At 63.9% G+C, this 25,231-nt stretch carries 21 protein-coding genes and 2 tRNA genes; 5 read left to right on the top strand and 18 right to left on the bottom strand.

What is annotated here, in order from left to right; genetic code table 11:
* Window positions 1-263: 263 nt before the first annotated feature.
* Together V7R84_RS01045 and V7R84_RS01040 are read right to left on the bottom strand one after the other, a co-directional pair.
* Complete coding sequence (locus tag V7R84_RS01045; RefSeq protein WP_338571139.1) at window positions 264-413, bottom strand: hypothetical protein; 150 nt, start codon at window positions 411-413, stop codon at window positions 264-266.
* 79 nt (window positions 414-492) lie between these two features.
* Window positions 493-648: a hypothetical protein gene (locus tag V7R84_RS01040; RefSeq protein ID WP_338571137.1), complete on the bottom strand. Its 156-nt coding sequence runs from the start codon at window positions 646-648 to the stop codon at window positions 493-495.
* Between the two features lie 564 nt (window positions 649-1,212).
* Here V7R84_RS01040 and V7R84_RS01035 point away from each other — a divergent pair.
* Window positions 1,213-2,223: a Gfo/Idh/MocA family oxidoreductase gene (locus V7R84_RS01035; protein ID WP_338571135.1), complete on the top strand. Its 1,011-nt coding sequence runs from the start codon at window positions 1,213-1,215 to the stop codon at window positions 2,221-2,223.
* A gap of 3 nt (window positions 2,224-2,226) precedes the next feature.
* Here V7R84_RS01035 and V7R84_RS01030 read toward each other — a convergent pair whose 3' ends face one another.
* The 3 genes from V7R84_RS01030 to leuC are packed head-to-tail and all read right to left on the bottom strand — an operon-like array spanning window position 2,227 to window position 5,076.
* Complete coding sequence (locus V7R84_RS01030) at window positions 2,227-3,003, bottom strand: lysophospholipid acyltransferase family protein (RefSeq protein WP_338571132.1); 777 nt, start codon at window positions 3,001-3,003, stop codon at window positions 2,227-2,229.
* A 48-nt stretch (window positions 3,004-3,051) separates the two neighbouring features.
* Window positions 3,052-3,666 (bottom strand): 3-isopropylmalate dehydratase small subunit, encoded by a 615-nt coding sequence (gene leuD, locus V7R84_RS01025; RefSeq protein ID WP_338571130.1) that lies wholly within the window; start codon window positions 3,664-3,666, stop codon window positions 3,052-3,054.
* 3 nt (window positions 3,667-3,669) lie between these two features.
* Window positions 3,670-5,076: a 3-isopropylmalate dehydratase large subunit gene (leuC, locus tag V7R84_RS01020; protein ID WP_338573761.1), complete on the bottom strand. Its 1,407-nt coding sequence runs from the start codon at window positions 5,074-5,076 to the stop codon at window positions 3,670-3,672.
* Between the two features lie 98 nt (window positions 5,077-5,174).
* Here leuC and V7R84_RS01015 point away from each other — a divergent pair, with 98 nt between their 5' ends.
* On the top strand, window positions 5,175-5,897 hold the full coding sequence (locus V7R84_RS01015; protein ID WP_338571127.1) for an IclR family transcriptional regulator: 723 nt from the start codon (window positions 5,175-5,177) through the stop codon (window positions 5,895-5,897).
* Window positions 5,898-6,311: 414 nt separating this feature from the next.
* Here V7R84_RS01015 and V7R84_RS01010 read toward each other — a convergent pair.
* The 5 genes from V7R84_RS01010 to V7R84_RS00990 all read right to left on the bottom strand — a co-directional run bounded on the left by V7R84_RS01010 (window position 6,312) and on the right by V7R84_RS00990 (window position 9,239).
* Window positions 6,312-6,387: transfer RNA gene (locus tag V7R84_RS01010), tRNA-Glu, on the bottom strand.
* 36 nt (window positions 6,388-6,423) lie between these two features.
* Window positions 6,424-6,495: transfer RNA gene (locus V7R84_RS01005), tRNA-Gln, on the bottom strand.
* A 64-nt stretch (window positions 6,496-6,559) separates the two neighbouring features.
* On the bottom strand, window positions 6,560-7,486 hold the full coding sequence (locus tag V7R84_RS01000) for an asparaginase (RefSeq protein WP_338571126.1): 927 nt from the start codon (window positions 7,484-7,486) through the stop codon (window positions 6,560-6,562).
* A 68-nt stretch (window positions 7,487-7,554) separates the two neighbouring features.
* Complete coding sequence (locus V7R84_RS00995; RefSeq protein ID WP_338571124.1) at window positions 7,555-8,439, bottom strand: CPBP family intramembrane glutamic endopeptidase; 885 nt, start codon at window positions 8,437-8,439, stop codon at window positions 7,555-7,557.
* The gene (locus tag V7R84_RS00990) at window positions 8,436-9,239 is read right to left on the bottom strand and encodes a fumarylacetoacetate hydrolase family protein (protein ID WP_338571123.1); all 804 of its coding nucleotides are present in this window, start codon (window positions 9,237-9,239) and stop codon (window positions 8,436-8,438) included. Before V7R84_RS00990 ends, V7R84_RS00995 begins: the two co-directional genes overlap by 4 nt.
* A gap of 113 nt (window positions 9,240-9,352) precedes the next feature.
* Between V7R84_RS00990 and V7R84_RS00985 the strand changes: the two genes are divergently transcribed.
* Window positions 9,353-10,408 carry a 3-isopropylmalate dehydrogenase gene (locus tag V7R84_RS00985; RefSeq protein WP_338571120.1) on the top strand — a complete coding sequence of 352 codons (1,056 nt, stop codon included), beginning with the start codon at window positions 9,353-9,355 and terminating at the stop codon, window positions 10,406-10,408.
* Between the two features lie 57 nt (window positions 10,409-10,465).
* On the opposite strand, the gene V7R84_RS00980 is transcribed toward V7R84_RS00985, so the two are convergent.
* From V7R84_RS00980 to V7R84_RS00945, 8 genes are all read right to left on the bottom strand, one after another.
* Complete coding sequence (locus V7R84_RS00980) at window positions 10,466-11,968, bottom strand: flotillin family protein (protein ID WP_338571119.1); 1,503 nt, start codon at window positions 11,966-11,968, stop codon at window positions 10,466-10,468.
* Between the two features lie 26 nt (window positions 11,969-11,994).
* Window positions 11,995-12,498, bottom strand: coding sequence for an NfeD family protein (locus tag V7R84_RS00975; protein WP_338571116.1), 504 nt, complete (start codon window positions 12,496-12,498; stop codon window positions 11,995-11,997).
* 182 nt (window positions 12,499-12,680) lie between these two features.
* Window positions 12,681-15,239 (bottom strand): DEAD/DEAH box helicase family protein, encoded by a 2,559-nt coding sequence (locus V7R84_RS00970; RefSeq protein ID WP_338571114.1) that lies wholly within the window; start codon window positions 15,237-15,239, stop codon window positions 12,681-12,683.
* Between the two features lie 60 nt (window positions 15,240-15,299).
* Entirely contained in the window at window positions 15,300-16,628 is a 1,329-nt protein-coding gene (locus V7R84_RS00965; protein ID WP_338571113.1) for an MFS transporter, read from the bottom strand.
* Window positions 16,629-16,699: 71 nt separating this feature from the next.
* Window positions 16,700-17,731: a ketol-acid reductoisomerase gene (ilvC, locus tag V7R84_RS00960; RefSeq protein WP_338571110.1), complete on the bottom strand. Its 1,032-nt coding sequence runs from the start codon at window positions 17,729-17,731 to the stop codon at window positions 16,700-16,702.
* A gap of 27 nt (window positions 17,732-17,758) precedes the next feature.
* Complete coding sequence (ilvN, locus tag V7R84_RS00955) at window positions 17,759-18,265, bottom strand: acetolactate synthase small subunit (protein ID WP_338571108.1); 507 nt, start codon at window positions 18,263-18,265, stop codon at window positions 17,759-17,761.
* Window positions 18,262-19,998, bottom strand: a complete 1,737-nt coding sequence (locus tag V7R84_RS00950) for an acetolactate synthase large subunit (protein WP_412728071.1) — start codon at window positions 19,996-19,998, stop codon at window positions 18,262-18,264. Before V7R84_RS00950 ends, ilvN begins: the two co-directional genes overlap by 4 nt.
* Before the next feature lie 102 nt (window positions 19,999-20,100).
* Complete coding sequence (locus tag V7R84_RS00945; protein ID WP_338571107.1) at window positions 20,101-20,277, bottom strand: hypothetical protein; 177 nt, start codon at window positions 20,275-20,277, stop codon at window positions 20,101-20,103.
* Between the two features lie 236 nt (window positions 20,278-20,513).
* On the opposite strand from V7R84_RS00945, the gene V7R84_RS00940 reads away from it, so the two are divergent.
* The gene (locus V7R84_RS00940; protein ID WP_338571105.1) at window positions 20,514-21,605 is read left to right on the top strand and encodes an SH3 domain-containing protein; all 1,092 of its coding nucleotides are present in this window, start codon (window positions 20,514-20,516) and stop codon (window positions 21,603-21,605) included.
* 55 nt (window positions 21,606-21,660) lie between these two features.
* Window positions 21,661-25,038, top strand: coding sequence for a hypothetical protein (locus V7R84_RS00935; protein ID WP_338571103.1), 3,378 nt, complete (start codon window positions 21,661-21,663; stop codon window positions 25,036-25,038).
* Window positions 25,039-25,231 lie beyond the last annotated feature (193 nt).

Genomic DNA, 25,231 nt, shown 5'->3' with positions numbered 1-25,231 from the left:
CGGATAGATCAACTTCTACGACCGGTTCCTACGAGAATCCCGTTTACCTCGGACTCGGTCAGCTCGTGACGGTAGAAGAGCAAGTGGATCTCCTTCACTTCTTTCGGAGGGGCAAAGTTGTAGACAACCGGGTAGGTGCTCTCCACCGCTTAGACCGCGCCGATCACCTGGTTCACCGAGGGTGGGCCGTCCATCCAACCCCAGGGATCTGCGAGGAGATCAGCACGTTGCCCTGGGAAGCCGCCCACAAGGGCTTGAAAACATCACTCGCGCCAGGTCCGTCTCACCCTTCCGGGCATGGCGATGATCCAGTCAGGATCCGGGGTGAGCAGCTGCTCGGCTTTTACGTCGCCCCAGCCCGAGGCCTTCGCAGTCGTTCCGTAGACGTCTGTGGCACCAATGACATCGATCACCTGAACTTGGATGGTCTTGCTCCCCGCGGTGCTCAGGCCCGAATCACCTGTGCCGTAGTAGACGAAGACACATTGCTCGTCAGTGATCGTCGTCGATCTTCGCGTACGCGGTGGAGATTTCACCCGCGTCGAGGATGACGTTGACCCCGCGGCCCAACAGAGTCTCGGCATTGAATGCGCCGTCCTTGGCGTTCGCCCTACCGAGACCCGGCAGCTCCGCAGCCTCCGGAGTCACCTACCGGGATACCCGCTCGGTCGCTTTGGCGTTCCAGCCGGCAAGTTTGTCCGCGCCGAAGGTGCAGTGGCGAGAGGACCCACCCCGCAGGCCAGGTTCGTCGGAGCCACCAACTCGGTGTCGCGCCCCCGATGTCCTTGAAGCTGAATGATCCTCCCGATACGGAGGCCGCAGGACCTGGGATCTGCTCGTGTGGACGGGGACCGACGAGCAGCTCGTCAGGAACGCAGACAAGGCAACCAGCCCCGTGAGAAATGATTTCTACTGCTTTCTTTCATGGGTTCCTCCTGATGATGTGGTTGAGCATGCGAAGTCCTCGGCGAGCTTCAGCCATCCCGCCTCCGAGGCTGATGGCCCGTCGAATATGGCCGCGCTCCCAGCTCGGCGGCGGGGTCGTTCCGAATGTGTGCGCTTCCGTAGAATGAGGCGACCCTGTCCGTGGCCGGTCAGCCCTGTTGAGGCGACCCTCCGGAGGCGCCGACAAGCCTCTGCGCACCGAGAGATAGAATCAGCTAGAGAATTTGTCCTGACAATGTGGGCTTTGCTGCCCGGAACGGACTCCAGATGACTGACTCCCTGCCCCAGCCCCGCACCACCGACCCGACCTCCGTCCCCTCCCTTCGCTGGGGCGTGATCGGAACCGGATGGATCGCCGACCAGTTCGTCACCACGGTGACCCGGAACACCTCCCAGCGCATTGTCGCCGTCGGATCCCGTTCCCTGGATCGAGCGCGCGAATTCGCTGAAGGACACGTCGTCGAGAAGGCCTGCGGCTCCTACGAGGAACTCGTAGCCCAGGACCTGGATGTCGTCTACGTCGCTACAGGCCACCTAGACCACGCCTCCCACGCCCGGCTCGCCCTGGAGGCCGGGCGAAACGTGCTCGTCGAGAAACCCATGACCCCCACCGTCGAGGCCACGCGGGAACTGGTCGAGTTGGCCCGCGACAAGGACCTGTTCTGCATGGAGGCGGTGTGGTCGCTGGCCCTGCCTCGCTTCGACGTGGTCCGGCAGGTGCTCGCGGCGAATCTGCTGGGCAGGATCGAGGCCGTCACCGTGGACATGGGCGAGTACCTGGTGGATCACCGCCGCGCCATGGACCCGGCCCAGGGTGGCGGGGCCATGAACGATCTCGGGATCTATCCGCTGATGTTCGCCGACTGGGTCCTGCCCGGGGTCGAGGTGGTGGCGGCCGTCGGTCCCCGGCACGCGACGGGCGCCGTCGGACAGTTCATGGCCTTGCTGGGGGACGGCGAGGGGCGCCAGGCGAGTGTGTTCGCCTCGATGTTGACCGACACCCCGAGCGTCGCCGTCATCGGGGGCAGCGACGCCACCCTGGTGCTCGACGGCCCGTTCTACCGCCCGGGGCCCGTCGAGGTGAGGTTCCGGGATGGCCGGGTGCTGTCCTGGGACGAGCCACGTATCCACCACGAGGGCCTCTTCCACGAGGCCGTGGAGGTGGCTCGCTGCATCGCAGCGGGGATCACCGAGTCCCCGCTGCGTCCGCTGAACGCCACCATCGCCACCGTCGAACTGATGGAACAGGCCCGCACCCTGATGAACGATCCCGCCTGAGGCTCACCCCCGCTGGGGCACGCGGGCACCTACCCGCATGTCCCAGCGCCCCTCGGGGGCGGGGCCGCCCCTGAGTTCGGCTACGACCGCGGTGATCGCGTCCATGATCGCGACGCTGGCCTGTTCCACGTCCTCCTTCGCGGGCTCCTCCCCCATCGGGAAGGCGCTGAGGTCGACAGGCGGCCCCGCCTGCACCATCACGGGGCGCCTACGCAGGGAGAACAGCCGGTGAAGTTCCAGCTTCTTCCGACCCAGGAGGGCGTCTGTCCCGACCTGACAGACCGGGATCACCGGCACCCCGGTCGTGAGCGCCAGGCGGGCGGCGCCCGGGCGCCCGGTCATGGGCCAGCCATCGGGATCGGCCGTTATGGTTCCCTCGGGGAAGATCGCGACGCATTCCCCCGCTTCCAGGGCCTCGCGAGCATGCACGAGCGAGTCCTTGGCCCGTTCGGAGTGGCGTATGACAGGAATCTGGCGGCACTCGCGCGCGAACCACCCAACCACCGGCACCTTCCAGATCTCGGACTTGCCCAGGTAGCGGGGCCAGCGCCCGGACCAGACGAGGAACTCGCCGGTCGTAGGGACATCGAAGTTCGAGAGGTGATTGGATACCACCAGCACCCCGCCGGGCGGGACGTTCTCCTGCCCCCGCCAGGTCCGCCGGACCAGACCACCCATCACCAGGTGAACCAGTCGCGCCAGGAAACGGTAGGCACGGGGCGCCGTTTCTTGGTTCGCCTCACGCAGAGAGCGATGCCAGGGACGTTTTTCGACTTCCACGAAGCAGGAGAATACCGTCGGGATCGTCACCCGTCCGAGCAGCGGTCCTCAGGAGACGGTGTCTACAGTCCGCACGGGCAGGGTCTTCGGCTTGAACCCCGGGCGGGTCGCCTCGTACGCCCCGATCTCGTCGTCGTGCTGCAGGGTCATGGAGATGTCGTCCAAGCCGTTCAGCAAGCGGTACTTGGTGTACTCGTCGATTTCGAACCCGATCACGAGATCCCCGCGGGTTATGGTCTGCTCCGGCAGGTCCACCGTCACCGGTTCCTCGGGGGCGGTCTCGATGGCAGCCCAGAGCCTGTCCCGGTCCTCCTCCGTGACGAGGGCCACGAGCAACCCTGCCTTGCCCGAGTTGGAACGGAAGATGTCACCGAACCGGGTTCCCACAATCACCTTGAAGCCGTAGTTCTGCAGCGCCCAGACGGCATGTTCTCGCGACGAGCCAGTCCCGAAGTCAGGTCCGGGCACCAGGATGGTCCCGTCCGTGAAGGGCTCGCGGTTGAGCACGAAATCAGGGTCGCTGCGCCAGCCCGCGAACAGCCCGTCCTCAAAGCCGGTCCGGGTGATGCGTTTGAGGTAGACGGCGGGGATGATCTGGTCGGTGTCGACGTTGCTGCGGCGCAGTGGAACGGCGATTCCGGTGTGAGTGGAGAAAGCATCCATGTCTCAGGCTCCGATCAGGTCAGCAGGGGCAGCGAGGTACCCGGTGACGGCAGTCGCGGCGGCGACCGCGGGACTGACGAGGTGGGTGCGTCCACCCTTGCCCTGGCGTCCCTCGAAGTTGCGGTTGGACGTGGAGGCCGACCTTTCCCCCGGGGAGAGTTGATCGGGATTCATGCCAAGGCACATCGAACATCCCGCCGCCCGCCACTCGGCCCCAGATGCGAGGAAGATCTTGTCCAGGCCCTCGAGCTCAGCCTGGATCCGAACCCGGGCCGAACCCGGGACGACGAGCATCCGCACGCCCTCGGCTATCCTGCGTCCCTGGAGCACGGAGGCCGCCAGCCTCAGGTCCTCGATCCGGCCGTTGGTGCAGGAACCGAGAAACACTGCGTTTACCGCGATCTCCCGCATCGGGGTCCCCGGGGTCAGATCCATGTATTCGAGGGCTCGGCGCGCTGTGGCCTGCTCCACATCGGAATCAAAATCCTCAGGAGCGGGCACCACACCCCCGAGCGGCACGCCGTGCCCTGGGTTGGTGCCCCACGTGACGAAGGGGGTCAGCCGGGTCGCGTCGATGTCCACCTGCGCATCGAAGTGGGCGTCGTCGTCGGAGCGAAGAGTCTTCCAGTACTCAACCGCGGCATCCCACTCGGCTCCTTCTGGAGCGTGGGGGCGGCCTTTCAGGTATGCGAGGGTTGTTTCGTCCGGAGCAATCATGCCGGCCTTGGCGCCCCACTCGATGGACATGTTGCAGATCGTCATGCGACCCTCCATCGACAACTTTTCGATGGTACTTCCCCGGTACTCGACGATGTAGCCTTGGCCACCGCCCGTGCCGACCTTGGCGATCAACGCCAGGACAACATCCTTGGCGGTGACCCCGGGCGGCAGGTCGCCGTTGATGTTGACGGCCATCATTCTGGGTTTCTTCTGCGGCAGCGTCTGGGTGGCGAGCACGTGTTCCACCTCCGATGTGCCAATGCCGAAGGCCAGGGCCCCGAAGGCACCGTGGGTCGAGGTGTGGGAGTCGCCGCAGACGATGGTCATGCCGGGCTGGGTCACCCCGAGCTGCGGGCCGATGATGTGGACGACCCCCTGATCGCGATCGCCCAGCGAATGAAGACGGATTCCGAACTCAGCTGCATTCCTGCGCAGTGTTTCCACCTGGGTTCGGGAGACGGGATCCGCGATCGGTTCGAGGATGTTCAGCGTGGGAGTGTTGTGATCCTCAGTCGCCAAGGTGAGATCCGGACGGCGCACCCTTCGACCATTCATCCGCAAACCCTCGAAGGCCTGCGGGCTCGTAACCTCGTGCACCAGGTGCAGGTCGATGTAGAGCAAGTCGGGTTCACCATCGACAGCGCGTACGACATGCGCATCCCAAACCTTCTCAGCGAGGGTCTTCCCCATTTTCATGCTTCCTCATTACGATTGATCGCAGGACAGGGCCTGCCAGGTGGCGGCACTCTATCTTGCATGTCCAACATTCGAAACGATAATCTCGGAATATGGACGAAGGAAGCGGAGTAGGAGTTCTCGACAAGGCAGCGGCCGTACTGACTGCCTTGGAAAACAGCCCTCTGACGCTCGCAGGCCTAGTAGGTGCCACCGGCTTGGCACGACCGACGGCACACCGACTGGCAGTGGCCCTGGAACACCATCGCCTGGTCACCCGAGACCTCCAGGGACGTTTCGTTCTGGGCCCACGCCTCGCGGAGCTGGCCAGCTCCGCCGCGGAGGATCCCTTGCTGGCCACCGCAGGACCCATCCTCACCCGGCTACGCGACATCACCGGCGAATCGGCCCAATTGTTTCGCCGCCAGGGTGATCTCCGAATCTGCTCCGCCGCTGTGGAACGTCCTTCGGGTCTGCGAGACACCGTTCCCCTTGGGGCACAGCTCTCCATGACCGCAGGTTCTGCCGCGCAGGTGTTGCTGGCCTGGGAAGAACCCGAGAACCTGCCTCGTCTACTCAAGGAAGCCACGTTCACGGTGCTGTCATTGCAGCAGGTACGCCGCCGCGGATGGGCGCAGTCTGTTGCCGAACGCGAGCCGGGGGTCGCCTCGGTCTCAGCCCCGGTGCTCTCCCCCTCTGGAAAGATCATCGCAGCCGTCAGCGTCTCCGGTCCCATCGAACGCCTGACCCGGCAGCCGGGACGGCTCCACGCCCCCGCCGTGATGGCCGCTGCTGAACGCCTGAGTGAGGTGTTGCGCCGCAACGGAACCGAATGACCAACGCACGAGAACCTACTCGTGAGCCACAAGGCCGGTGCCGCACCAACAGTCCCGTTAGGACTCCCGAACAGCAGTAGCAAAACCAATCATGCATCCGCTAGAAAGATAGCCACAGATGCAGCGTAAAGACCTCATCAGCATCGACACCAAAGCGTGCAGCAGCAGCGGGATGCCGAGCGCCGCAGCCCCAAGGACGGGCGATGCCCACGGTCACAACCCTTGGTATCAAGAACGGGGTCGCGGGATCGGGTGCAGCTGGCGTTGCTCGCTCTCCGCACTGGCGTGACGATCCTGGAGGAAATCTTGCGGGGTACCCTGTGAAACAGGAGAATCGAAATGTGGTGCGGGATATTGCACCCCACGAACGACAGATGCCTTGGCCAAACCTGCGTCTGACCAAGGCAATTGTCCTGGTAGCCCCGACGGGATTCGAACCCGCGCTACCGCCTTGAGAGGGCGGCGTGCTAGGCCGCTACACAACGGGGCCAGGCGATGGGATGGATCTCCTCGAAGACCCGCTCCGCAGGGGTACCTGGACTCGAACCAAGACTAACTGAACCAGAATCAGTCGGGCTGCCAATTACCCCATACCCCTGTGCGCTCTCCCGAGCACGGAGAGAAACAGTACACGGCCCGTCTCAGGCGCGCAACTTGGTGGTTCACCCCGTCAAGGAGGCGAGATTCTCCTCCAATTCGGAACTGATGCGGACCTCACCTGGCCCGCTGGTCACCGGGTGTCCGAGGCGGGTGAGGATGGCGTCAACGACCTCAAAGCGTCCACGACCCATCCCGTCGGAAATCTTCACCGCGATCCCAATCCCCTCGGGCAAACCGACGGCGAGGATTCCCTCGGCACCCACCTTGGCCACGGCTTCTGGTACCTGTTCCACGAGGCTGACTACAGGATGGGAAGCACCGGATGTGTATTCGGGATAGCGGCGGAAGGCGTCCGCCACCAGCTTGCCGGGGCCCTTCTCCTCAGATGCCAGGCGCGCGAAACCATGTGCCAGCCCCGGCAACGTGGTGGCGAAGGCAGGTGCCGTGCAGCCATCGACCACCGGTTCACCGAGCACACCGCAGTACTCCTCGATGACGGCCCTGATGGCCTGTTGCAGGGGATGCGACGGGTCTCGGTAGCCATCGAGGGGCCACCCTGCGAGTCGGCAGGTGCGCAACATGGCCGCATGTTTCCCGGAGCAGTTGTGCGCCAGCGGCTCTTTCCTCCTCCCAGCAGCCAGCCAGGCCGCGAGCGATGTCTCATCGCCGGGAAGGTCAGCGGTGTGCTGGAAGTCCGACGCACTCAGCCCGGTCATCTCGAGGATGCGCAGTGCCCCTTCCGTATGCATGGGCTGCCCGAGGTGCGACGCCGCGGCCAGCGCGAGCAGCTGACCTTCGAGATCCAGGCCATTGCGCAGCATCGCGATGACCTGGAACGGTTTGAGGGCCGACCTGGGCAAGGTGGGCGCGGTCATGTCTCCGAGAGACAGCAGAGGCCGTCCGTCCTCGCGAACCACACTGATCCTGCCCCGGTGGTGGCTCTCGGATACCCACCCCCGGTCCACAACCCCTAGAAGCACATCCATCATGACAGGAGTGTAAGACGCCGCACCTCACGGCCACCCTGACGGTGACTCGAGTCAGCATCTGGAGACACTCAGGGTGTCAGGGTCGCGACGTGCATCCTGCGGCCGATCCACCATGCAGCGACGCCGAAGACGGCGAAACCGGCGAGGTCTGAACAGGCCGCCTCCCAGGAAATCTCCGAGGTTGCCTTGAGTGCGACAACCCCACCCGTGAACAGCGCATATCCGAAGGCGAAGACGTTGTTGGCCACATGGACGGCGATCGCAGCCTCCAGGCCACCTGTGGCCCACACCAGGATCCCTGCTATCAGTCCGAAACCTAAACGATGCGCGAAAAGCGCGATGTTTTGATTTCCGTGGAAGAACGCGAAAACCAGAGCTGAGCACAGAACGCCGACCCAGGCCCTGCCTGCCAAGGAACCGATGGCCTGCTGCAGGTAACCGCGAAAGAAAAACTCCTCCGCAGCTGCCTGCAGGGGCGAGGTGATGAGGATCAGCACGAGATATACCATCCAGTCGGGTTGGGCCGCCTGCCATGCCATGTTCCCCCCGCGCATGAGCCACATGACGATATTCAGCAGCACTGCCGCCAGCACGAGGCAGATCAACAAGTACCGCCAGCGTCCCCCCGGCTGGACGGAAATCGCCCAGCCGGCCTTCCTGCCATGCCAGTACCGCTGGATCAGCAGCACGAACAGCAGCAGACCCGCGATCCCAAGATGGCTCGCCAAGATTCCGTCGGGAAGTTCATAGGCCAGCGCACGGGACCGGTAATCCTCGAAGGTCGGTTGCCCCCTAAACAACCAACCGACCCCCAATACGGCCTGCGCCAGTAGCTGCACCACCACCAGGAAAGCCAAGAGCGCTCCCAGCAGGCCCATCGCCAGTTTCCCGGGGTCTTCGCCCCGCAGGGCGACCGGATATCTGAGCTCCGGTCCGGGCAGGCGGGCGGTCACGCGGAGGTCACGGGATTGCTCAGCACCCCGAGCCCATCGATTTCCACCGAGACCACGTCCCTGTCGGCCATCGGACCCACCCCTGCCGGGGTTCCGGTGAGGATGACATCCCCAGGAAGCAGTGTTGTGAACGAGGAGACGTAGGTCACCAGCTCCGGAATACCCCGGACCAGCCGGGACGTGTTCCCCTGCTGCCGCACATCCTCACCCACTCGGGTTTCGATCGCGAGATGACCCGCCTCCGCCGGGGTAAGGTGTGTGTTGATCCACGGACCAAGAGGGCAGAAGGTGTCGCATCCCTTAGCCCGGAACCACTGATCGTTCTCCTTCTGCCAGTCCCGTGCGGTCACATCATTTGCGATGGTGTAGCCGAACACCACATCGGCCACTCGTTGCTCCGGGACCTGTTTGCAGATCCTCCCGATGATGATGGCCAGCTCACCTTCATAATGCAGATCTCTGCATCCTTCAGGGCGCACGATGGGTTCGTCGGGTCCGATCACGCAGGTGTTCGGTTTGAGGAACACCATTGGCTCCTCCGGAATGGATGCCCCCTGTTCGGCGGCGTGATCGGCGTAGTTGCGCCCGAGCGCAACGATCTTGCTTCGGGGAATGACGGGTGCCAACAACCGAACATCCGCGAGGTCGTGCCTGGCGCCCGTGTAATTGACGGGCACCCCGGCCAGCGGGTCCCCCGTTATCGCGGCGACAGTTTCCGGGTACTCCCCGCCGTCGACCTCCAACTCGATGATGCCGTAGGCGGGATCCTTGCCGGCCACGGCGAAACGGGCGATACGCATGCTGCAAGCCTAGCGACGGAACCGGGATCGGGGCGCGAGGCCGCGGCGATCGCATCCATCTCGAGAAGTGGGAATCGGACTGCCACCACCGATGGCACGCCTAGTCTTCCCGCATGACACGACAGACCCTGGCAGTTATTGGCGGCGACGGTATCGGCCCGGAGGTGACTGCCGAGGCGCTCAAGGTGTTGCGGGCCGCCGCGGGCGAAAACACTTTCGAGGAGGTGCATCTCGATCTCGGTGCGGAGCATTGGTTGCGTACCGGCGAGGTCCTATCCGACTCCACTCTGGAGGATCTGCGGGCCACCAACGCCATCCTGCTCGGAGCGGTCGGGGCTGCGCCCGGTTCGGACAAGATCCCGAGCGGCCTGCTCGAACGGGGACTGCTGCTGAAGCTCAGGTTCGCCTTCGATCACGCAGTGAACCTCCGCCCGTCACGGCTCTACTCGGGAGTTTCCACTCCCCTGTCCCCCGAGGTCGCGGCCCAGGGCGGCATCGACTTCGTGGTGGTGCGTGAAGGAACCGAGGGACTCTACTGCGGCAATGGTGGCGCAGTGCGAATCGGCACCCCTCAGGAGATTGCCACCGAGGTTTCCGTCAACACTGCTTTCGGTGTGGAGCGCGTGGTTCGTGACGCGTTCATACGCGCCCGGGCGCGGCGTGGCAGGATCACCCTGCTGCACAAGCACAACGTCCTGGTCAATGCCGGGGGCCTATGGCGTCGCCTCTTCGATCAGATCGGTGAGGAGTTTCCTGAGGTCACACGCGACTACCTGCACATCGACGCCGCCATGATCGCCATGGTGGTCGACCCTGCCCGGTTCGACGTGATAGTCACCGACAATCTGTTCGGCGACATCGTCACAGACCTGGCTGCGGCGGTCACGGGGGGCATCGGCCTGGCGGCCTCCGCGAACATCAACCCGTCAGGCGAGTACCCATCAATGTTCGAGCCCGTTCATGGTTCGGCTCCGGACATCGCCGGTCGAGGCATCGCTGATCCGACCGCGGCCATCAGTTCCGTGGCTCTGTTGTTGGCGCACCTGGGACACCCCGAGACGGCCCGCCGCATTGACGACGCAGTTGCCGCCGATATCGCGGGCCGCACCCCCGGCGCCGTCAAGACCTCCGAGGTCGGAGACCGGATTGCCGCCGCCGTGGCCAGCTGATCAACGAGACGAGGGGCCGGACCTGATGAGGTCCAGCCCCTCGCGCTCCAGGGATTGTCACTCGACGGTTTCGCCCTTGAGAGCTTTGCCGCTCGTGTGACCCTTCAGGATGTCAAGCAGGTCGATACCAGTGGTGTTCTTGATCATCTCGACGGTCTGCAGCACGTTGTCGTTGACCTGACGGGGCAACGCGGCCGCCCCTTCCGTGGAGACAACGGTGAGTTTGTCGATGCTGCCCATGGGGGCGGCAACCTTCTCAGCGACCTGCGGCAGCACCTCAACAAGCATCTGCAACACCGCTGCCTCGTTGTAGTTCGCGAAGGCGGCGGCCCGCTTGTTCATGGCTTCCGCCTCAGCGGTACCGACGGCAAGGGCCGCGGCGGCCTTGGCCTCTCCCTCGGCGCGGATGGCATCGGCCTCGGCGATACGACGTGCCTTCTCGGCCTCACCGCGACGCGCACCTTCGATGGCCTCAGCCTCGGCGAGTGCGGCACGGCGCTGTTTCTCACCTTCACCGGTAAGACGTGCTGTCTCGGCCTGGGCCTCTGCGTTGGCGATGGCGGCTGCCTTGCGGGCCTCGGCTTCGAAGATCTCGGAGTTGCGCCGTCCCTGGGCCGCGGTCTCGGTCTCGTACCGTTTCGCGTCCGCGGGTTTGCGGACTTCGGTGTCGAGCTGGCGGTCCTTCAGCGCCGCCTGCCGCACGGCGACCTTCTCCTGCTCGGTAAGGATGGCCTGATCACGATCGGCCTGGGCGAGCGGCCCAGCTGCGGCTGCCTGGGCGCGAGCAGCATCCGTTTCGGCCTTGATCTCGGCCTCTTTGAGCACAAGGGCCCGCTCCGAGATCGCAATCTCCTGCTCGGCGGCCAGCCTCGCCTGTTCAGCCTCCCGTCGAGCATCGGCTTCGGCGATCGCGGCAATCTGACCAACCTTGGCCGACTCCGGACGCCCCAAGTCCGACAAGTAGGAACCATCGTCGGTGATGTCCTGAATCTGGAAGGTGTCAAGCACCAGACCCTGACCAGTCAGGGATGCCTCCGACTCATCGGCCACCCTCTGTGCGAAAGCAGCACGGTCACGAATGATCTGCTCCACGGAAAGCCCACCGACGATGGATCGGAGCGCACCAGCAAGGGTTTCCTGGGTGAACGTCTCGATTTCCTCCTGCTGCATCAGGAAGCGCTGTGCAGCGGCACGGATGGAGTCCTCGTTGCCACCCACCTTGACAATTGCAACGCCGTCGAGGTTCAGTTTGATGCCCTGACCGGAGACCGCGTTGCGGATCTGCACCATGATGCGACGACTGGACAGGTCGAGCACGTGCAAACGCTGGATCAGAGGGATCACGAAGACACCGCCGCCCATGATGACCTTCTGTCCGGACAGGTCGGTGGAAACCAGGCCGGTCTCGGGGTTGGTGACCGCCTTGCCCTTCTGGCCCGTGATGATGTAGGCCTCATTCGGACGGGCCACCCGGTACCGGCTGGCAACCAGCCAGATCAGCAGGGCGATCAGTAGAAGTATGCCTCCCACTCCGGTGATCAGGGAGGAGAAATTATTCATGGATATTTGGACCTTTCTGTTTCTGCTCAGGGCTGGGGAAGCTCATTGACGCTGGGACGAACCTCGACGGCTGTGGGAGACAGGACACCAGAAACCCAGACCGGGGTTCCGGCGGGAATCGGCAGTTCCGCCCGTGCTGCTCGCTTGTGGGTGCCGATCCGGATTTCGCCGAAACCGTCTTCCGGAATGTCCGTGATGACATGGGCTTCCGCCCCGATCAGGTGGTCACTGCGAAGCGCCTGCCCGGTTTCTGCGCGTTTCAGGAAGCGAGTGAGAGTCACCGCCCCCCAGCCAGCCAGGCTTCCCGTGACCATGCCGACCAAGGAGGCCAACCACACATTGTTCGTGAATTCCTGGACGGCCACCCCACCGAACCCGAAGGCCCCGATGAAGGCCGCGATGACCGAGGTTGAGAAGACCTCGGAATCCAAGCCGTCGAAATGAAGAGCCGAATCCAGCAGATCCCCCAGGATCAAAGACACCAGCAGGACTGCGATTCCTACGACTCCGAGAATCAGGAAGACACTCACCCTGTAAGACCCTCCCGTCGTGTACTACAGGTCTAATTCTACCAATCCAAGAGTGCAGGGCAGCCTGCTCCCGGTCTCCAAGAGAAGCACTTGAGAGAAGCAACAGCGACCCGGCTCCAATGGCCTGTCAGCACATCAGAAGTGCGGCATGGTGAACCAGCCAACTCGAACCACAAGAGCACTCACTCCCAGTGCAGACGAATCACCGAGGTGAACTGCCACGGATCGGCGCCACGCACCGCTCGCGTGATGCCCTTGCCCTCGGGGCCGTGAGCGTACCGAACCTCCCCTTCCCCCACCCATCGCTTCCAGGCGAGTAGGTAGGCATCGGCCTGGTCCCGGCTGGAGGCGAGCACGCTCGGGACCGGATGCCAGGTTTCCAGAACGGTTTCCCACCCGGTCAGGGCAAGCCTCAAGACGTCCCGAAACCGGGGTGGGGCGGCGGTGAGACGGGAGATCAGATATCGGGGTCGGGAAACAGGCTGCAACGCCTCGTCCAAAGCCTCCGCGAACTTGGCTGCTTCCTCCGCGGACACTCTGAGCAGTCGACAGTGCAGTTCCTGTCCTCTGACCTCCACCGCAACCGCCCCGGCCCCTGCAGTGAGCAAGCCGCAAGCCTGGAGAGCATCGGCAACCGCCCTAGCCACCCTGCCAACACCGACGTTCGCCGCCAGCCCGGTGAGCCTGCGTCCCGCCCGTATCACCCGGATCAACAGATCCGCTCCTGTCAACACCAGTGCGGCGACCACCCACCAGGACAGCCCCAGCACCACCAGCACCAGGGCCGTGCCCAGCGCCCAGGGCCACAGCACAAGCCCCAGCCTCCGGGGCGCCGCCTCCCCGAAACCGCTTCCGGTCAACGGTTCCTTCGCCCTGGAACTCACCCGCACCACCGACACCTCCCGGCCGGTCCTGATCCGCGGGTCGTTCCATTGCTCTGTGACCCGGTCGCGTTCCCGGGAACGCCGGGCCGCAAGAATGTTGGCGGCCTCGATCCCGTCCGATTCCGGAGTCCGAAACTCGCTGAACCCACCAGCCAGGTGCGCCACCCCGTCCACCAGATCGCCCCGCTCGTCGGGAGCGAGGTAACCACGGTGCTTGCGCACGAGACGACGCCAATCCGCGTCCCCCATCACCCCGTCGGCGACGCAGGCCACCGACCAGTTGATCGCGACCTTAGCCGGATTCTCCGGGTCGCGTCGTAGGCTGCGCCCGCGAAGCTGAATCACGGCACCAGGTGTGGTTGCGCTGGTCAGGTCCACCAGACAGTTGACGCCCGGGGCGTCCCATCCCTCCCCCAGCAGCCCACGGGTACCGACCAAGAGCCTGGTGCCACCCATCTGGAAGAAATCGGTGACCACCGGCACCCACTGGCGGACATTCCAGCCGAGAACCCGCACCAGACCCTCCTCCTCGGCGATATCCAAGGAGTGCCCGGGGAGCCGACCCGCGGCGAAGTCCATCAGCGCCCGGGAACTCGACGGGGTTCCCGCGACGACCCCAGCGGTGACGAGCAACGGTTCGAGGCGCTGCCCGACCGGGTTCTCGGCCAAGGCCTTCAAGGTCTGCCAGGCCGATCCCGAGTCCGCGGTCACCACGTCGCACAGACCGTGTGGCAGCGCGGCCGCCCGCTCGAAATCGCACACCACCAGGGCGCGCAGGTCAGCTCCGAGGTTTTCCTCCTCCAGACTTACTATCTCGACCGCGGCGAGAGCCTTGGAAGCGCTGCGGGCCAGTACCCGGTCCATGGTGGAGGCGGTCGCGCTGATGCCTCGCCGAGTCCAGCGGTAACCGATGGAGGGAAGAACCTCCCGGACCTCCATGATCAGGGCGTGGTCCCGCGGGTCGGGGCTGTCGACCAACGGAAGGAGCCACTGGTTCAGTACCGCCACCCAGTCCTCGATTCCGGGATCGCGTCGGTGACACTCGCCGAACGCAACTCCGATGGGTGGTTCGGCGTAACCCGCGTGGGCGAGGCGCAGTAGGGCATCGGTCAGGCGTTCATCCGTGGCCGCGAGGTCCTCCCAGGAGACGTTGGCCTGCAGGTTCGCCACTGCCTCGAAGAGTGAAATGCTCGCCCTGTCCGGGGCGCTGAGATGGGTGAGCAGTTCCTGAACCCTCCCCTGCTGCTCTCCCAGCCAGTCGCGTTCAGCGGCGGTGGGGTTCGTCAGCCAGCCAAGCTCCTGATAAGGGACCAGGTCCCCGGCCGCCACCACTTGGGGAATGGTCGCGGAATACGTGATCTCACCGAAGAGTTCGTTCTCCAGGATGGCCTCCGCTCCAGTCAGGGCGGTTGCCGGGGTGGCCGTGAGACCCAGTACGACGGCGTCGGACAACAGTCCGAGCACCTCGGCCAGCAGCCGTCCCCACGTCCGGAGCAGGTGATGGCATTCGTCCAAGACGATCATCAGGTTCTCCGTAGCTGCGAGCTCGGCCACCAAGGCTCTTCCGTTCGGGTGCAGACGAGCCAGCTGTGTGCTCCCACCGAGGTCGTCCCCGAAATTGGCAAGTGCCTGATAGGTCAGGCAGCGAACCTCCGGCGCAGCGACCTGCCACTGGCCCTGAATGGCGATGTTCGGACTGAAAACCACACCGGTGCGCCCTGACTCGCGAATCGCCCGCACACCGACCATGGTCTTGCCGGCGCCCGGTGGCAGGACGATCCAACCCCTGGAAACCCCCGCCGAGATATTCCTACGCCAGGCGTCAAGAGCCTCCCGCTGGTGCAACCTCAAAGGCATCAAGGTTCCGGAACACTCTCTACGAGCCCGTCAGCCCACTGGTTCCAGACCCGGCCCATATCAGTCGATACCGGCATCGCGTTTTTCGGGGAGTAGGAAAGCGGCGCCCGCGGCCATCGCGAAAGAAACCGCGAAGACCGCAAAAGTGGTCACGATGCCTCCGCTTCCCATCAACACCGGGACGAGCAGGGGTGCGATGATCGACGCGACCCTCCCCACCCCGGCCGCCGCCCCGGTACCGGTGCCGCGCAGTGACGTGGGGTACAGCTCGGGGCCGATGGCGTACAGTGCACCCCACGCCCCCAGGTTGAAAAACGACAGGGCGCATCCGGCTGCGATGATCGCGCCCTGCGTCCCTGCCATCGCAAAACCCAGCGCAGAAAGGGCAGAGCCGACCAGAAACAGTGCCAGGGTCAGACGGCGTCCGATGACCTCGATCAGCCAGGCCGCAACGGCGTATCCGGGAAGTTGGGCCACGGTGATGATCAAGGTGAACTCGAAGGACTTGACCAGGGTGAAACCCTGCTTCACCAGCAGCGATGGAATCCAAATGAAAGCCCCGTAGTAGGACAGATTGATGCAGAACCACACCAACCAGAACGCCAGAGTGCGTCGCCTCAGTTGTGCTGAAAACAGGGTGAGACCAGTCGTCCTGATCGTCTCTCCCTGGTGCTTCGCGGCTTGTTCGGGGGTGTCGATCGTGGGGCCGTCGTAGTAGATTTTCGCGGACCTCTCGAAACACCGAACCGTCACCTCGGCCTGCTCATAGTGTCCCACTGCCTCCAGGTACCGCACGGATTCGGGTGTACCGAGGCGAATCAGCAGCGCCCACAAGGCCGGAACCGCACCCAGCGCCAGTGCCCAGCGCCATCCGTCCTCGGAACCGGCCACCACGAAGTACCCGACGATCGCCGACAGGATCCACCCCACGGCCCAGAACGCCTCCAACCAGACCACCACTCGACCCCGGATCCGCCGGGGAGCGAACTCCGAGATCAAGGTGGAGGCCACCGGAAGTTCGGCACCGAGCCCCAAACCCACCACGAAACGCAGTAACAGCAGGGCGGTAACCGAGGAGACGACGGCTGTGGCCCCCGTCGCCATCCCGTAGACAAGCAGCGTGAGCGCAAACACGCTGCGACGACCGATCTTGTCAGCGAGCAACCCGCCGAATGTGGCTCCTAAGGCCATGCCGACGAAGCCGACCGAGACGACCCACGATTTGGTGGTGTCATCCAGCCCCCACTGCTGCCCGAGGGCAACAATGACGAAAGAAATCAGGCCCACATCCATCGCGTCCAGAGCCCACCCGACCCCCGATGCACCCAGCAATGCGCCGTGTTCACGCGTCATGGGCAGGCGTTCCAGGCGTTCTGTCCTGGTCAGCATTTCATTTCTTCCTCCGAATCGGAACAACGGGTGCCCGCAGCCGAGGCGGGCACCCGCTGTCGGCGTTGGGCTCAGCGAGCAGCCGTGCCCTCCACATAGTCATCGGTGCCGTGGTCCTTAACCCAGCTCATGAGCTTACGCAGCTCGCGACCGGTGGCCTCGATCGGGTGGGCCTCACCCTTGGCACGCAATTCCTTGAATTCGGGTGCACCGGCCTCCTGGTCCTCAATGAAACGCTTCGCGAAGGCCCCGGAGCGGATGTCGTCCAGCACGGCCTTCATGTTCTGCTTGACGTGCGCGTCGATGACACGCGGCCCGGAGACGTAGTCACCGAACTCTGCGGTGTCGGAGATGCTCCACCGCTGCTTGGCGATGCCCCCCTCGTACATCAGGTCAACGATCAGCTTCATCTCGTGCAGGCACTCGAAGTAGGCCACCTCAGGCTGGTAGCCGGCCTCGACCAAGGTCTCGAAGCCCGACTGGATGAGGGCGGAGACGCCACCACAGAGAACCGCCTGTTCGCCGAACAGATCGGTTTCGGTCTCCTCCGTGAACGTCGTTTTGATGCCACCGGCGCGCAGCGCACCGATGGCCTTGGCGTAGGACAGCGCCAACGGCCAGGCCTTCCCGGTGGCATCCACCTCGACGGCGATGATGGCGGGAACCCCTCTGCCCTCGGAGTACTCGCGGCGCACCAGATGCCCCGGCCCCTTGGGAGCAACCATGCAGACATCGACCCCCTCAGGAGCCTTGATGTAGCCAAACCGGATGTTGAAACCGTGGGCAAAGAACAGGGCGTCGCCAGGAACCAGGTGGGGGGCGATCTCCTCGGCATAGAGCTTGCGCTGAACCTGATCCGGCGCGAGGATCATGACGAGATCCGCCTCCTCGACGGCCTCCGCGACGGAGACCACACGCAGCCCCGCAGCCTCGGCCTTCGCGATGGACTTCGACCCGGGACGCAGGCCGACTCGAACATCGACCCCGGAATCACGCAGGCTCAGCGCATGGGCATGTCCCTGGGAGCCGTAACCGATGACGGCGACGCTGCGGTTCTGAATGACAGACAGGTCGGCGTCGGAATCGTAGAACATCTCAGCCATTTCTATTTCCTCACTTCTTCTGATGAATTACTTGGACTTGTGATCGGCGAGGGTTCTGCCCCCTCGCCCCAGGGCAACCTGCCCCGACTGCACCAACTCCTGGATACCGTGGGGGGACAGCATCTCCAGCAGGGCGGTGAGCTTCTCAGGACTGCCAGTGGCTTCGATGGTGATGGACTCGGGACTGACGTCCACGGCCTTCCCCCGGAACAGGCTCACCACATCGATGATCTGGCTGCGTGAGTGCACATCTGCGTGGACCTTGACCAGCACCATCTCACGGCGCACAGTGTTGGGACCGAGCTCCAGCACCTTGCGGACCTCAATCAATTTGTTCAGCTGTTTGACGATCTGTTCCAAAACAGCCTCGTCCTCGACGGAGGCCACCACCGTCATCCGGGAAATCTCCGGACGCTCCGTGGGACCGACGGCAAGCGAGTCGATGTTGAAGCCGCGACGGGAGAAAAGAGCGGCGATCCGAGCCAGGACGCCCGGTTTGTTGGAGACCAGAACCCCGAGGGTGTGCGTGTTCACAGTTCTTCCTCTTCCCACACTGGGGCCATGTTACGGGCCACCTGGATTTCATCGTTGCTGACCCCCGCGGCCACCATGGGCCACACCATCGCGTCCTTGTGGACGACGAACTCCACCACGACGGGGCGGTCGTTGATCTCCAGCGCCTTCGCAATGCACTCATCCATCTCGTCCTCATTGGTCGCACGCAGGCCGACACAGCCCATCGCCTCAGCCAGCATCGGGAAGTTTGGAAGGTGCTCGGTGTGGAGATCGGTGTTGGAGTAGCGGGAGTCGTAGAACAGGGACTGCCACTGCCTGACCATTCCCAGTGCATGGTTGTTGATGACCGCGATCTTGATCGGGATCCGATTCAAGACGCACGTGACCAGCTCCTGGTTGGTCATCTGGAAACAACCGTCGCCGTCGATGCCCCACACCACCTTGTCGGGCTCGGCCACCTTGGCTCCCATCGCTGCAGGAATGCAGAACCCCATGGTGCCCGCGCCACCGGAGGTGAGCCATTTCATGGGCCGTTCGTGGGGCAGAAAGTGCGCCGACCACATCTGATGTTGTCCGACCCCGGTGACATAGATGGCGTCCTCGGGGCTGAGTCGTCCGATGCGCTGAATGACCTCCTGCGGCGAGAGTTTTCCGTCCGGCGCCTCGTCCCAGCGGGGTTGGTAGCGTTCCTTCATCTTGCCGAGGACTTGTATCCACTCCTCGGTGTCGGGTGCGCGATCAATTTCTTTGACGAGCAGGGCCAGGGTCTGGCGGCAGTCGCCCACGATCGGCACATCGACCGCGCGGTTCTTGCCGATCTCGGCTGGGTCTATGTCGGCATGAATCACCTTGGCGTTGGGCGCGAAGGAATCCAGCCTGCCCGTGACCCGGTCATCAAACCGGGTGCCGATGGCGATGAGCAGATCGGCGCGCTGGAGCGCACCCACGGCGGCAACGGTCCCATGCATCCCGGGCATCCCCATGTGCAGTGGATGAGAGTCGGGGAACGCACCACGAGCCATCAGGGTGGTGACCACGGGTATGCGAGCCTTCTCCACCAGGGATGCGAGTTCCTCGAATGCCTCCGCCTTGACGATGCCCCCGCCAACGTAGAGAACCGGCTTCCTGGACTGCGAGATCAGCTTCGCAGCCGCACGGATCTGGCGAACGTGTGGTTTGACTGTGGGTTTGTACCCGGGCAGATCGAGTTCCTCGGGCCAGCGGAATGGAGCCTTCGCAGCCAGCGCGTCCTTTGCGATATCGACAAGTACGGGTCCGGGCCTCCCGGTCGCTGCGATGTGGAAGGCCTCCTTGATGGCCAGGGGGATCTCCTTGGTTTCCTTGATTAGGAAGCTGTGTTTCGTGATCGGCATCACGATCCCACGGATGTCGGCCTCTTGGAAGGCGTCGGTGCCGATGGCGGTTCCGTTGACCTGCCCGGTGATCGCCACAAGCGGAGTGGAATCCATGTAGGCGTTGCCGATCGCGGTGACCAGGTTCGTCGCCCCGGGGCCGGATGTGGCGATGCAGACCCCGACCCTGCCGCTCGCGATCGCGTAGCCCTCAGCGGCGTGCCCGCCACCTTGTTCATGGCGCACCAAGATGTGCCGGATCCTCGAGTCGAACAACGGGTCGTACGCGGGAAGGATCGCTCCTCCGGGAATACCGAAGGCCACTTCTACCCCGGCGCGTTCAAGAGACTCGACGAGCGCCTGCGCGCCCGTCAGCAACTGGCCGTCTGTCCTGGACATCGCTCTCCCTTCGGTCTCAGCCCGGAACTGCTTCGTTCAACAAAAAACCCTCGGCGCCATCTGGCACGCGAGGGGGCGTCTCGATGTTGGATCGAAACGCTGTCAGACGATTACGAGCTGACTGGTGGTCATGCGCCAAGAATTGCGGGAGGGCCGGAAGCTGTCAAGCAAGGCGGGCCACGTGTCCTGAATGGTGAGACGCACCCCGCCCGCCCATTCCAGCGAACGCGCGCCCCGCTCTTTGCCCTCAAACGTCTCCACCACATCTTCCACAGTCATCGCGAAAGTTTTTTGCATACTTCCTGCTCACATCGCTGACGACACATCGAAGAAACCCTGAACCTCAATCACCGCTCGAGAGTTTTCACGCCATTCACAGCATCAGTTAAACCGCGTCCGACTAGGGGTTTTGTATATTCACGCCACAAAATTCCATAGTTTCTACTTGAGCTTCCTACTCGCACTTCCTAACGTGCCGGAATACCTCGGTTCAGATTCGCTGGAAAGGACCACCGATGATCGTCTCATCACGAAAAGGACGCGCACTAAGACTGTTGCGCGGTTCAGCCATCGGGTTGGTACTGACCGCCCAGTTGACGTTCGTCGTGCCAGCCATCTTCCCGGACGGCAGGGCCGAAGCCTCCGGCAACAACATCACCGCGAAGGTGGCCGTGAACGTCCGTTCTGGCCCCGGAACCGATCACTCCCGTCTCGGCGTGCTCTACCCGGGTGAATCACTGTCTGCCCGAGGCGCAGCCTTAAACGGTTGGGTTCCCGTCACCTGGAAAGGCCACAACGCGTGGGTGTCGTCACCCTACGTCACCGGCGGAGGGTCCGGGGAAGCGGGCTCATCCGCTGGCGAGAAAGGCTCCGCCTGGACACAGGTGAGACTCAATGCGCGCAACTCCCCCTCCCTCAACGCCGGCGTCCAGACGGTCCTCGACAAGGGCGCCCAGGTTTCCCTGACCGGTCAGCTCTCAGGGCGGTGGAGCCAGATCAGCCTGAACGGCGGCACGGCCTGGGTGGCCACCCGCTATCTGGGGTCCTCCGCCCCAGAAGGGTCTGCGCCCACGTCCGGTTCCGCTTCTGTGAGCGCCGCCAGCACACCCGACACAATCGGTTCCCGCTGGGGAAGCACCGAGCTCAACCTGTGGACAGCCGCGCGCGGAGATCGGTTCGTGGAGGTAGCACCGACAGGAACCGAGTTCAAGGTCACAGGCACCGTCTCCGGTGGGCGCGCGCAGGTCGTATGGAAGGGCGCGGTGCGATGGGTGACCGCGCGTCACCTGACCGACAGCGCACCCGCCAAGTCGTCCGCTTCATCTGGTGGAGAAACCTGTCTCGCCTCGTTCTACAGCGACGACTCCGCCACAGCCTCCGGTGAGTCCTTCAACCAGTGGGCCATGAAAACCGCTCACAAGTCGCTGCCCCTCGGCACCAGACTTCGGGTGACAAACCCCGCCAATGGCAAAGCGGTAGATGTGACGGTCAACGATCGCGGGCCCTATGTCGCAGGACGCTGTCTCGACTTGACCACGGGAGCCTTCCAGGCCATAGCAGACACTCGACAGGGAGTCGCGAAGGTCTCCTACGAGATCATCAGCTGAGATCACACCAGTCCGCCCTCGACAGGGTTCACTGCCATGGAAGATAGTTGGATTCATGGTAGACACCACAGCAATCGCCGCCATCAATCTGAGACTGAATTTGCTGGGGCTACGGGTTCCGGTAGCCGTTGACCACGCAGAGGGCTCAGATCTGGTGCGTCCGATGCTGGCGCGGCAGCGCGAACTGGACCGGCGGCTCTCGCACCGACTTCCCGCGGTTGATGGCCGCATCCAGGCGTTCCTGGACTCCTACCTGGAGGGAACCGGGGCCTCCCCGAAACTGCCTCGACAGACTTTCGTGCTGGATCAGGCAGGATTGGCCAGGACACTGTCCCTGCCCGTCGGGGCCGACCAGTTCTCCTCGGAGTACCTGAGCAGTTACCGCTTGGTCAATGGAGTGCTGCACAATCCTCTCAACGATCGCCGCACCACCAAGGGTGTCTTCCACGTCGCGGAGGGCAGCACAGCGGTGCAGGACGACAAGCTGGTGGTTCCCCGGGAGACCTACGGGCGCCTGCTGGAGCACGCCCTGAACCCGCCCGCAGAGTCAATGACCCTGCCCTACTGTGCGGGTGATGAGGCCCCCGCCCGGGCATGGGTATCTCTACTGCTGCGCCCCGTGGTGGTTCCTCACGTCCCGGGCTTCTCACGTGAGCGCAGCCTGGAGGTGCGTTTCTTTGCTCCTGGAACGTTGGTGGCGAACCTCGACTTCGTGGAGGGCATCTTTGGTAACGGTGGTGACCCCTACCTGCCTGACAACGACGCCTCCCTGAAGCCCAGGGGATGGACAGGCCACACGGGCGCGGTGATCCTGGCGCCGCACCTGACGAAATTGACCAAACGAGAGCTCGGACTTCCCCACCACGACGATGCAACGCCGCGACAACGCCGCGACGGCATGTGCTGGCAGGAACCGGAAGAGCTCTACAACGGCGGAAGCGCATTCAAGGTATGCGCCCGCGACGAACGCGGGGTGATTGTCACCGTGATCGCCGACAACTACTTCGGGTACTGCAAGAAGGAGGTCAAAACCCAGATCAGCTATTCCGCCAACCTGCTGGGACTTGTGGAGGAGGAACACGCTGGCGGCGCCATCTGCTTTCCCCGATACAACCTGGGTCAGCAGTTCACCGACAACTACGCCGATCCCAGCTATCGGCTGGCCGACATCATCACCCGCGACCCGCAGCGTTTCGTCTCCCAGCCCGAAGGGCATGCCCTGGACCTGGAGAACGAGCACATCGTCCTGGTCCCCGAGCACTCCACCTACAGCCTGCGCGACCAGACCGTCACATGGGAGGTCGACGGCCGCAGAGGTCAGATCCCGCTGCACGCCGACAAGACCTACGTCGGGCCAGACGGTTATCTCGTGCAACTTCACCATCTGGAGGCCGACGGCGCCCAGTGGACGCTAGTCGGAACCGCCCCGAGGGCCACCCACTGCCACAAGCCTGCCACTGTCTCGGGAGGTGGCAAGTCCGAGATCTCCAAGGCCATCACCGACGCCGTGATCACCGGCGACGCCTATGTCCGGGATTTCGACGAGGACATGGCGGCGGTCGCCCGGATCCTGGACCACGACTTCAGTCGCCGCTTCGCGGATCCCACCCGAAACGGGCATGATGCACGACCCGTGCTGTCCGACCGGCGTTCCGTGGGGTCGGTGATCAAGCTGCTGACCCCGAGCCGGGATTACAACGACGAGTACAACGCGTGGCTGGAAGCGATCCCCAACCATGTCAAGGAACTCGTGTTCGTGGTGAAACGGTTCTACCGCCCAGAATGGGGCGAGGATTGGTCCAGCCACTTCACAGTCGGCATCATCAATGGGAGGAAGGGAAGTTCGCTACGTCTCGACGGGGAGAAGATCCGCGTGAACATGCTGCGGGTGGGATTCGCCCCCGACGGTTCGTGGCGGTTGTTCGGTCTACGCCACGACTTCCAGCCCGCGGCAAAGGTGCAGACCGAGGACGACATCACCGCCAGCATCGTCGTCCCTCCCCGCCCCTCGGGAAGTGAACTCTCCCGGAAATTCGTCACCAACTGCGAACAGCTGCTGTTCCAGCGCCCCGACGACGCCATCCACCGCGGATACGACAAGCAGGCGGAGTGGGACATCTCCCAGCCCGGCACCTTCCTGTCCAATTTCGAGCCGCTCTCCCGCCAGGATGCTCAAGAGCTGATGGACAACGCCATCGAGTTCAGCCAGTTCACGGCCCCTGTCCAGAAACTGATTCGCTCTTTCGCCACCTCGACCACCCCCTCACCCGCATGGTTCGTGAGTTCGGCTCATCCACGTCTGGTCAACGGCACACCATCCAAGAACCCCCGCTACCTACAGCGCCGCCCCGACATCACCAACCCGGAGCGCTCCGCGGAGGCGGAGCTGGCCGCCCGGCTGCACCGCAAGCTACCGATGCCACGGGAACTGCGCCTACCGGTCGACGTGGTGGCTGCGGGCCGCCGGAACAATCCCGCCGAGCCCGGTATCCCACCGCTGTGTGCCTACTCCCCCCTCCATTACATGGAACTCCCGGAGCTGTTCATGGAGTTCATCAGCTCCATGACCGGCAAGTCGCCCTCGACGACAGGTGCTGGTTCCGAAGGGGCAATGACAAAGGGGCCCTTCAACGCTCTTCCAACGGTCATCGACCTGAATGCCGCTTTCCTGTCCTTCGCGCTGACCGGCTACGACGGATGGCTCTCCAGCACCGGGGTGGTGGGCCCGCACGTCCGGGTCGATCACGACATCAGCCTCCTGGTTCCCGAAGTCTTCTCCCGGATGTCCGACTCCGAGCGCTGCGCAGCAAACCTCATCGAGGAGGGTTGCCTGGAACGCATTCAAGACTACGAGGTGAAGGGCGAACTGATCCTCGCCTCCCGGCTGGGTTACCGCATGACCGAGAAATTCGCCTCCACATACTTCGGGCGGATCTTCCTGCACCCCCACGTCGTCTTTACTCCCGAGATGTTGCGTCCCGAGTTGCAGGATCCGGATGTGTTCGCCGAGTCGGTACGCACCATCTCGACCACACACGCCCGGGTCGCGCAAACGTATTTCGACGACGGCACCGCAGCCCTGGCGGTTCCGCCGGTGCACGCCCTTCTCGAGATCATGGCCACAGGTCGCACCTCGGATGGTCTGACCCTTGACGACGTCCCGTTCCGGGAGCTGTTCAGCCGTGATTCCGTGCTGGCCTCTGACTGGTATGCGGAGCGCGTTTCCGCACTCCGCGATGTGGAGCTGGCGCGCTTGGAGCGTTCCCTGGGATCCATCGATGCCTTCACGGCTAATGAGTTGCACGCCGAAACCGCCGAACGTCTCGGACTCGCAGCCCGGCGTGCCTCGGTGGAGTCACGGATCAAAGAACTCAACGAGATTCCCGATCTGCTCTGGGGCACGATCGGTCGGCAGGTCACCTGGCATGTGTGATGTCTTCCAGAACGTCCTGTGCCGGGACCCGTCTCGTCATCGGATACCGCCGCCTTCTGCCAGGACCGATCACTAGTGCCTGCACATCGATCAGAGCTCTGGAACTGCCAGGGCCTGACACCATCGCCTGCCCTGAATATCAGTTTCACGCACACCCCAGCCAGTGGATGATCGGGCTCAACGGCCCCTGTCG

It is taken from the genome of Arachnia propionica, from assembly GCF_037055325.1.
Classification (GTDB): Bacteria; Actinomycetota; Actinomycetes; order Propionibacteriales; family Propionibacteriaceae; genus Arachnia.
Note: the sequence above shows the minus strand (reverse complement) of the source record. Positions and strands in the feature narration are given on the sequence as shown.

Coding starts and splice junctions, on each gene's coding strand:
- V7R84_RS01035 (WP_338571135.1), top strand. CDS start 1,213: ATGACTGACTCCCTGCCCCAGCCCCGCACCACCGACCCGACCTCCGTC.
- leuD (WP_338571130.1), bottom strand. CDS start 3,666: ATGGATGCTTTCTCCACTCACACCGGAATCGCCGTTCCACTGCGCCGC.
- leuC (WP_338573761.1), bottom strand. CDS start 5,076: ATGGGGAAGACCCTCGCTGAGAAGGTTTGGGATGCGCATGTCGTACGC.
- V7R84_RS01015 (WP_338571127.1), top strand. CDS start 5,175: ATGGACGAAGGAAGCGGAGTAGGAGTTCTCGACAAGGCAGCGGCCGTA.
- V7R84_RS01000 (WP_338571126.1), bottom strand. CDS start 7,486: ATGATGGATGTGCTTCTAGGGGTTGTGGACCGGGGGTGGGTATCCGAG.
- V7R84_RS00990 (WP_338571123.1), bottom strand. CDS start 9,239: ATGCGTATCGCCCGTTTCGCCGTGGCCGGCAAGGATCCCGCCTACGGC.
- V7R84_RS00985 (WP_338571120.1), top strand. CDS start 9,353: ATGACACGACAGACCCTGGCAGTTATTGGCGGCGACGGTATCGGCCCG.
- V7R84_RS00980 (WP_338571119.1), bottom strand. CDS start 11,968: ATGAATAATTTCTCCTCCCTGATCACCGGAGTGGGAGGCATACTTCTA.
- V7R84_RS00970 (WP_338571114.1), bottom strand. CDS start 15,239: ATGCCTTTGAGGTTGCACCAGCGGGAGGCTCTTGACGCCTGGCGTAGG.
- V7R84_RS00965 (WP_338571113.1), bottom strand. CDS start 16,628: ATGCTGACCAGGACAGAACGCCTGGAACGCCTGCCCATGACGCGTGAA.
- ilvC (WP_338571110.1), bottom strand. CDS start 17,731: ATGGCTGAGATGTTCTACGATTCCGACGCCGACCTGTCTGTCATTCAG.
- V7R84_RS00950 (WP_412728071.1), bottom strand. CDS start 19,998: ATGTCCAGGACAGACGGCCAGTTGCTGACGGGCGCGCAGGCGCTCGTC.
- V7R84_RS00945 (WP_338571107.1), bottom strand. CDS start 20,277: ATGACTGTGGAAGATGTGGTGGAGACGTTTGAGGGCAAAGAGCGGGGC.
- V7R84_RS00940 (WP_338571105.1), top strand. CDS start 20,514: ATGATCGTCTCATCACGAAAAGGACGCGCACTAAGACTGTTGCGCGGT.
- V7R84_RS00935 (WP_338571103.1), top strand. CDS start 21,661: ATGGTAGACACCACAGCAATCGCCGCCATCAATCTGAGACTGAATTTG.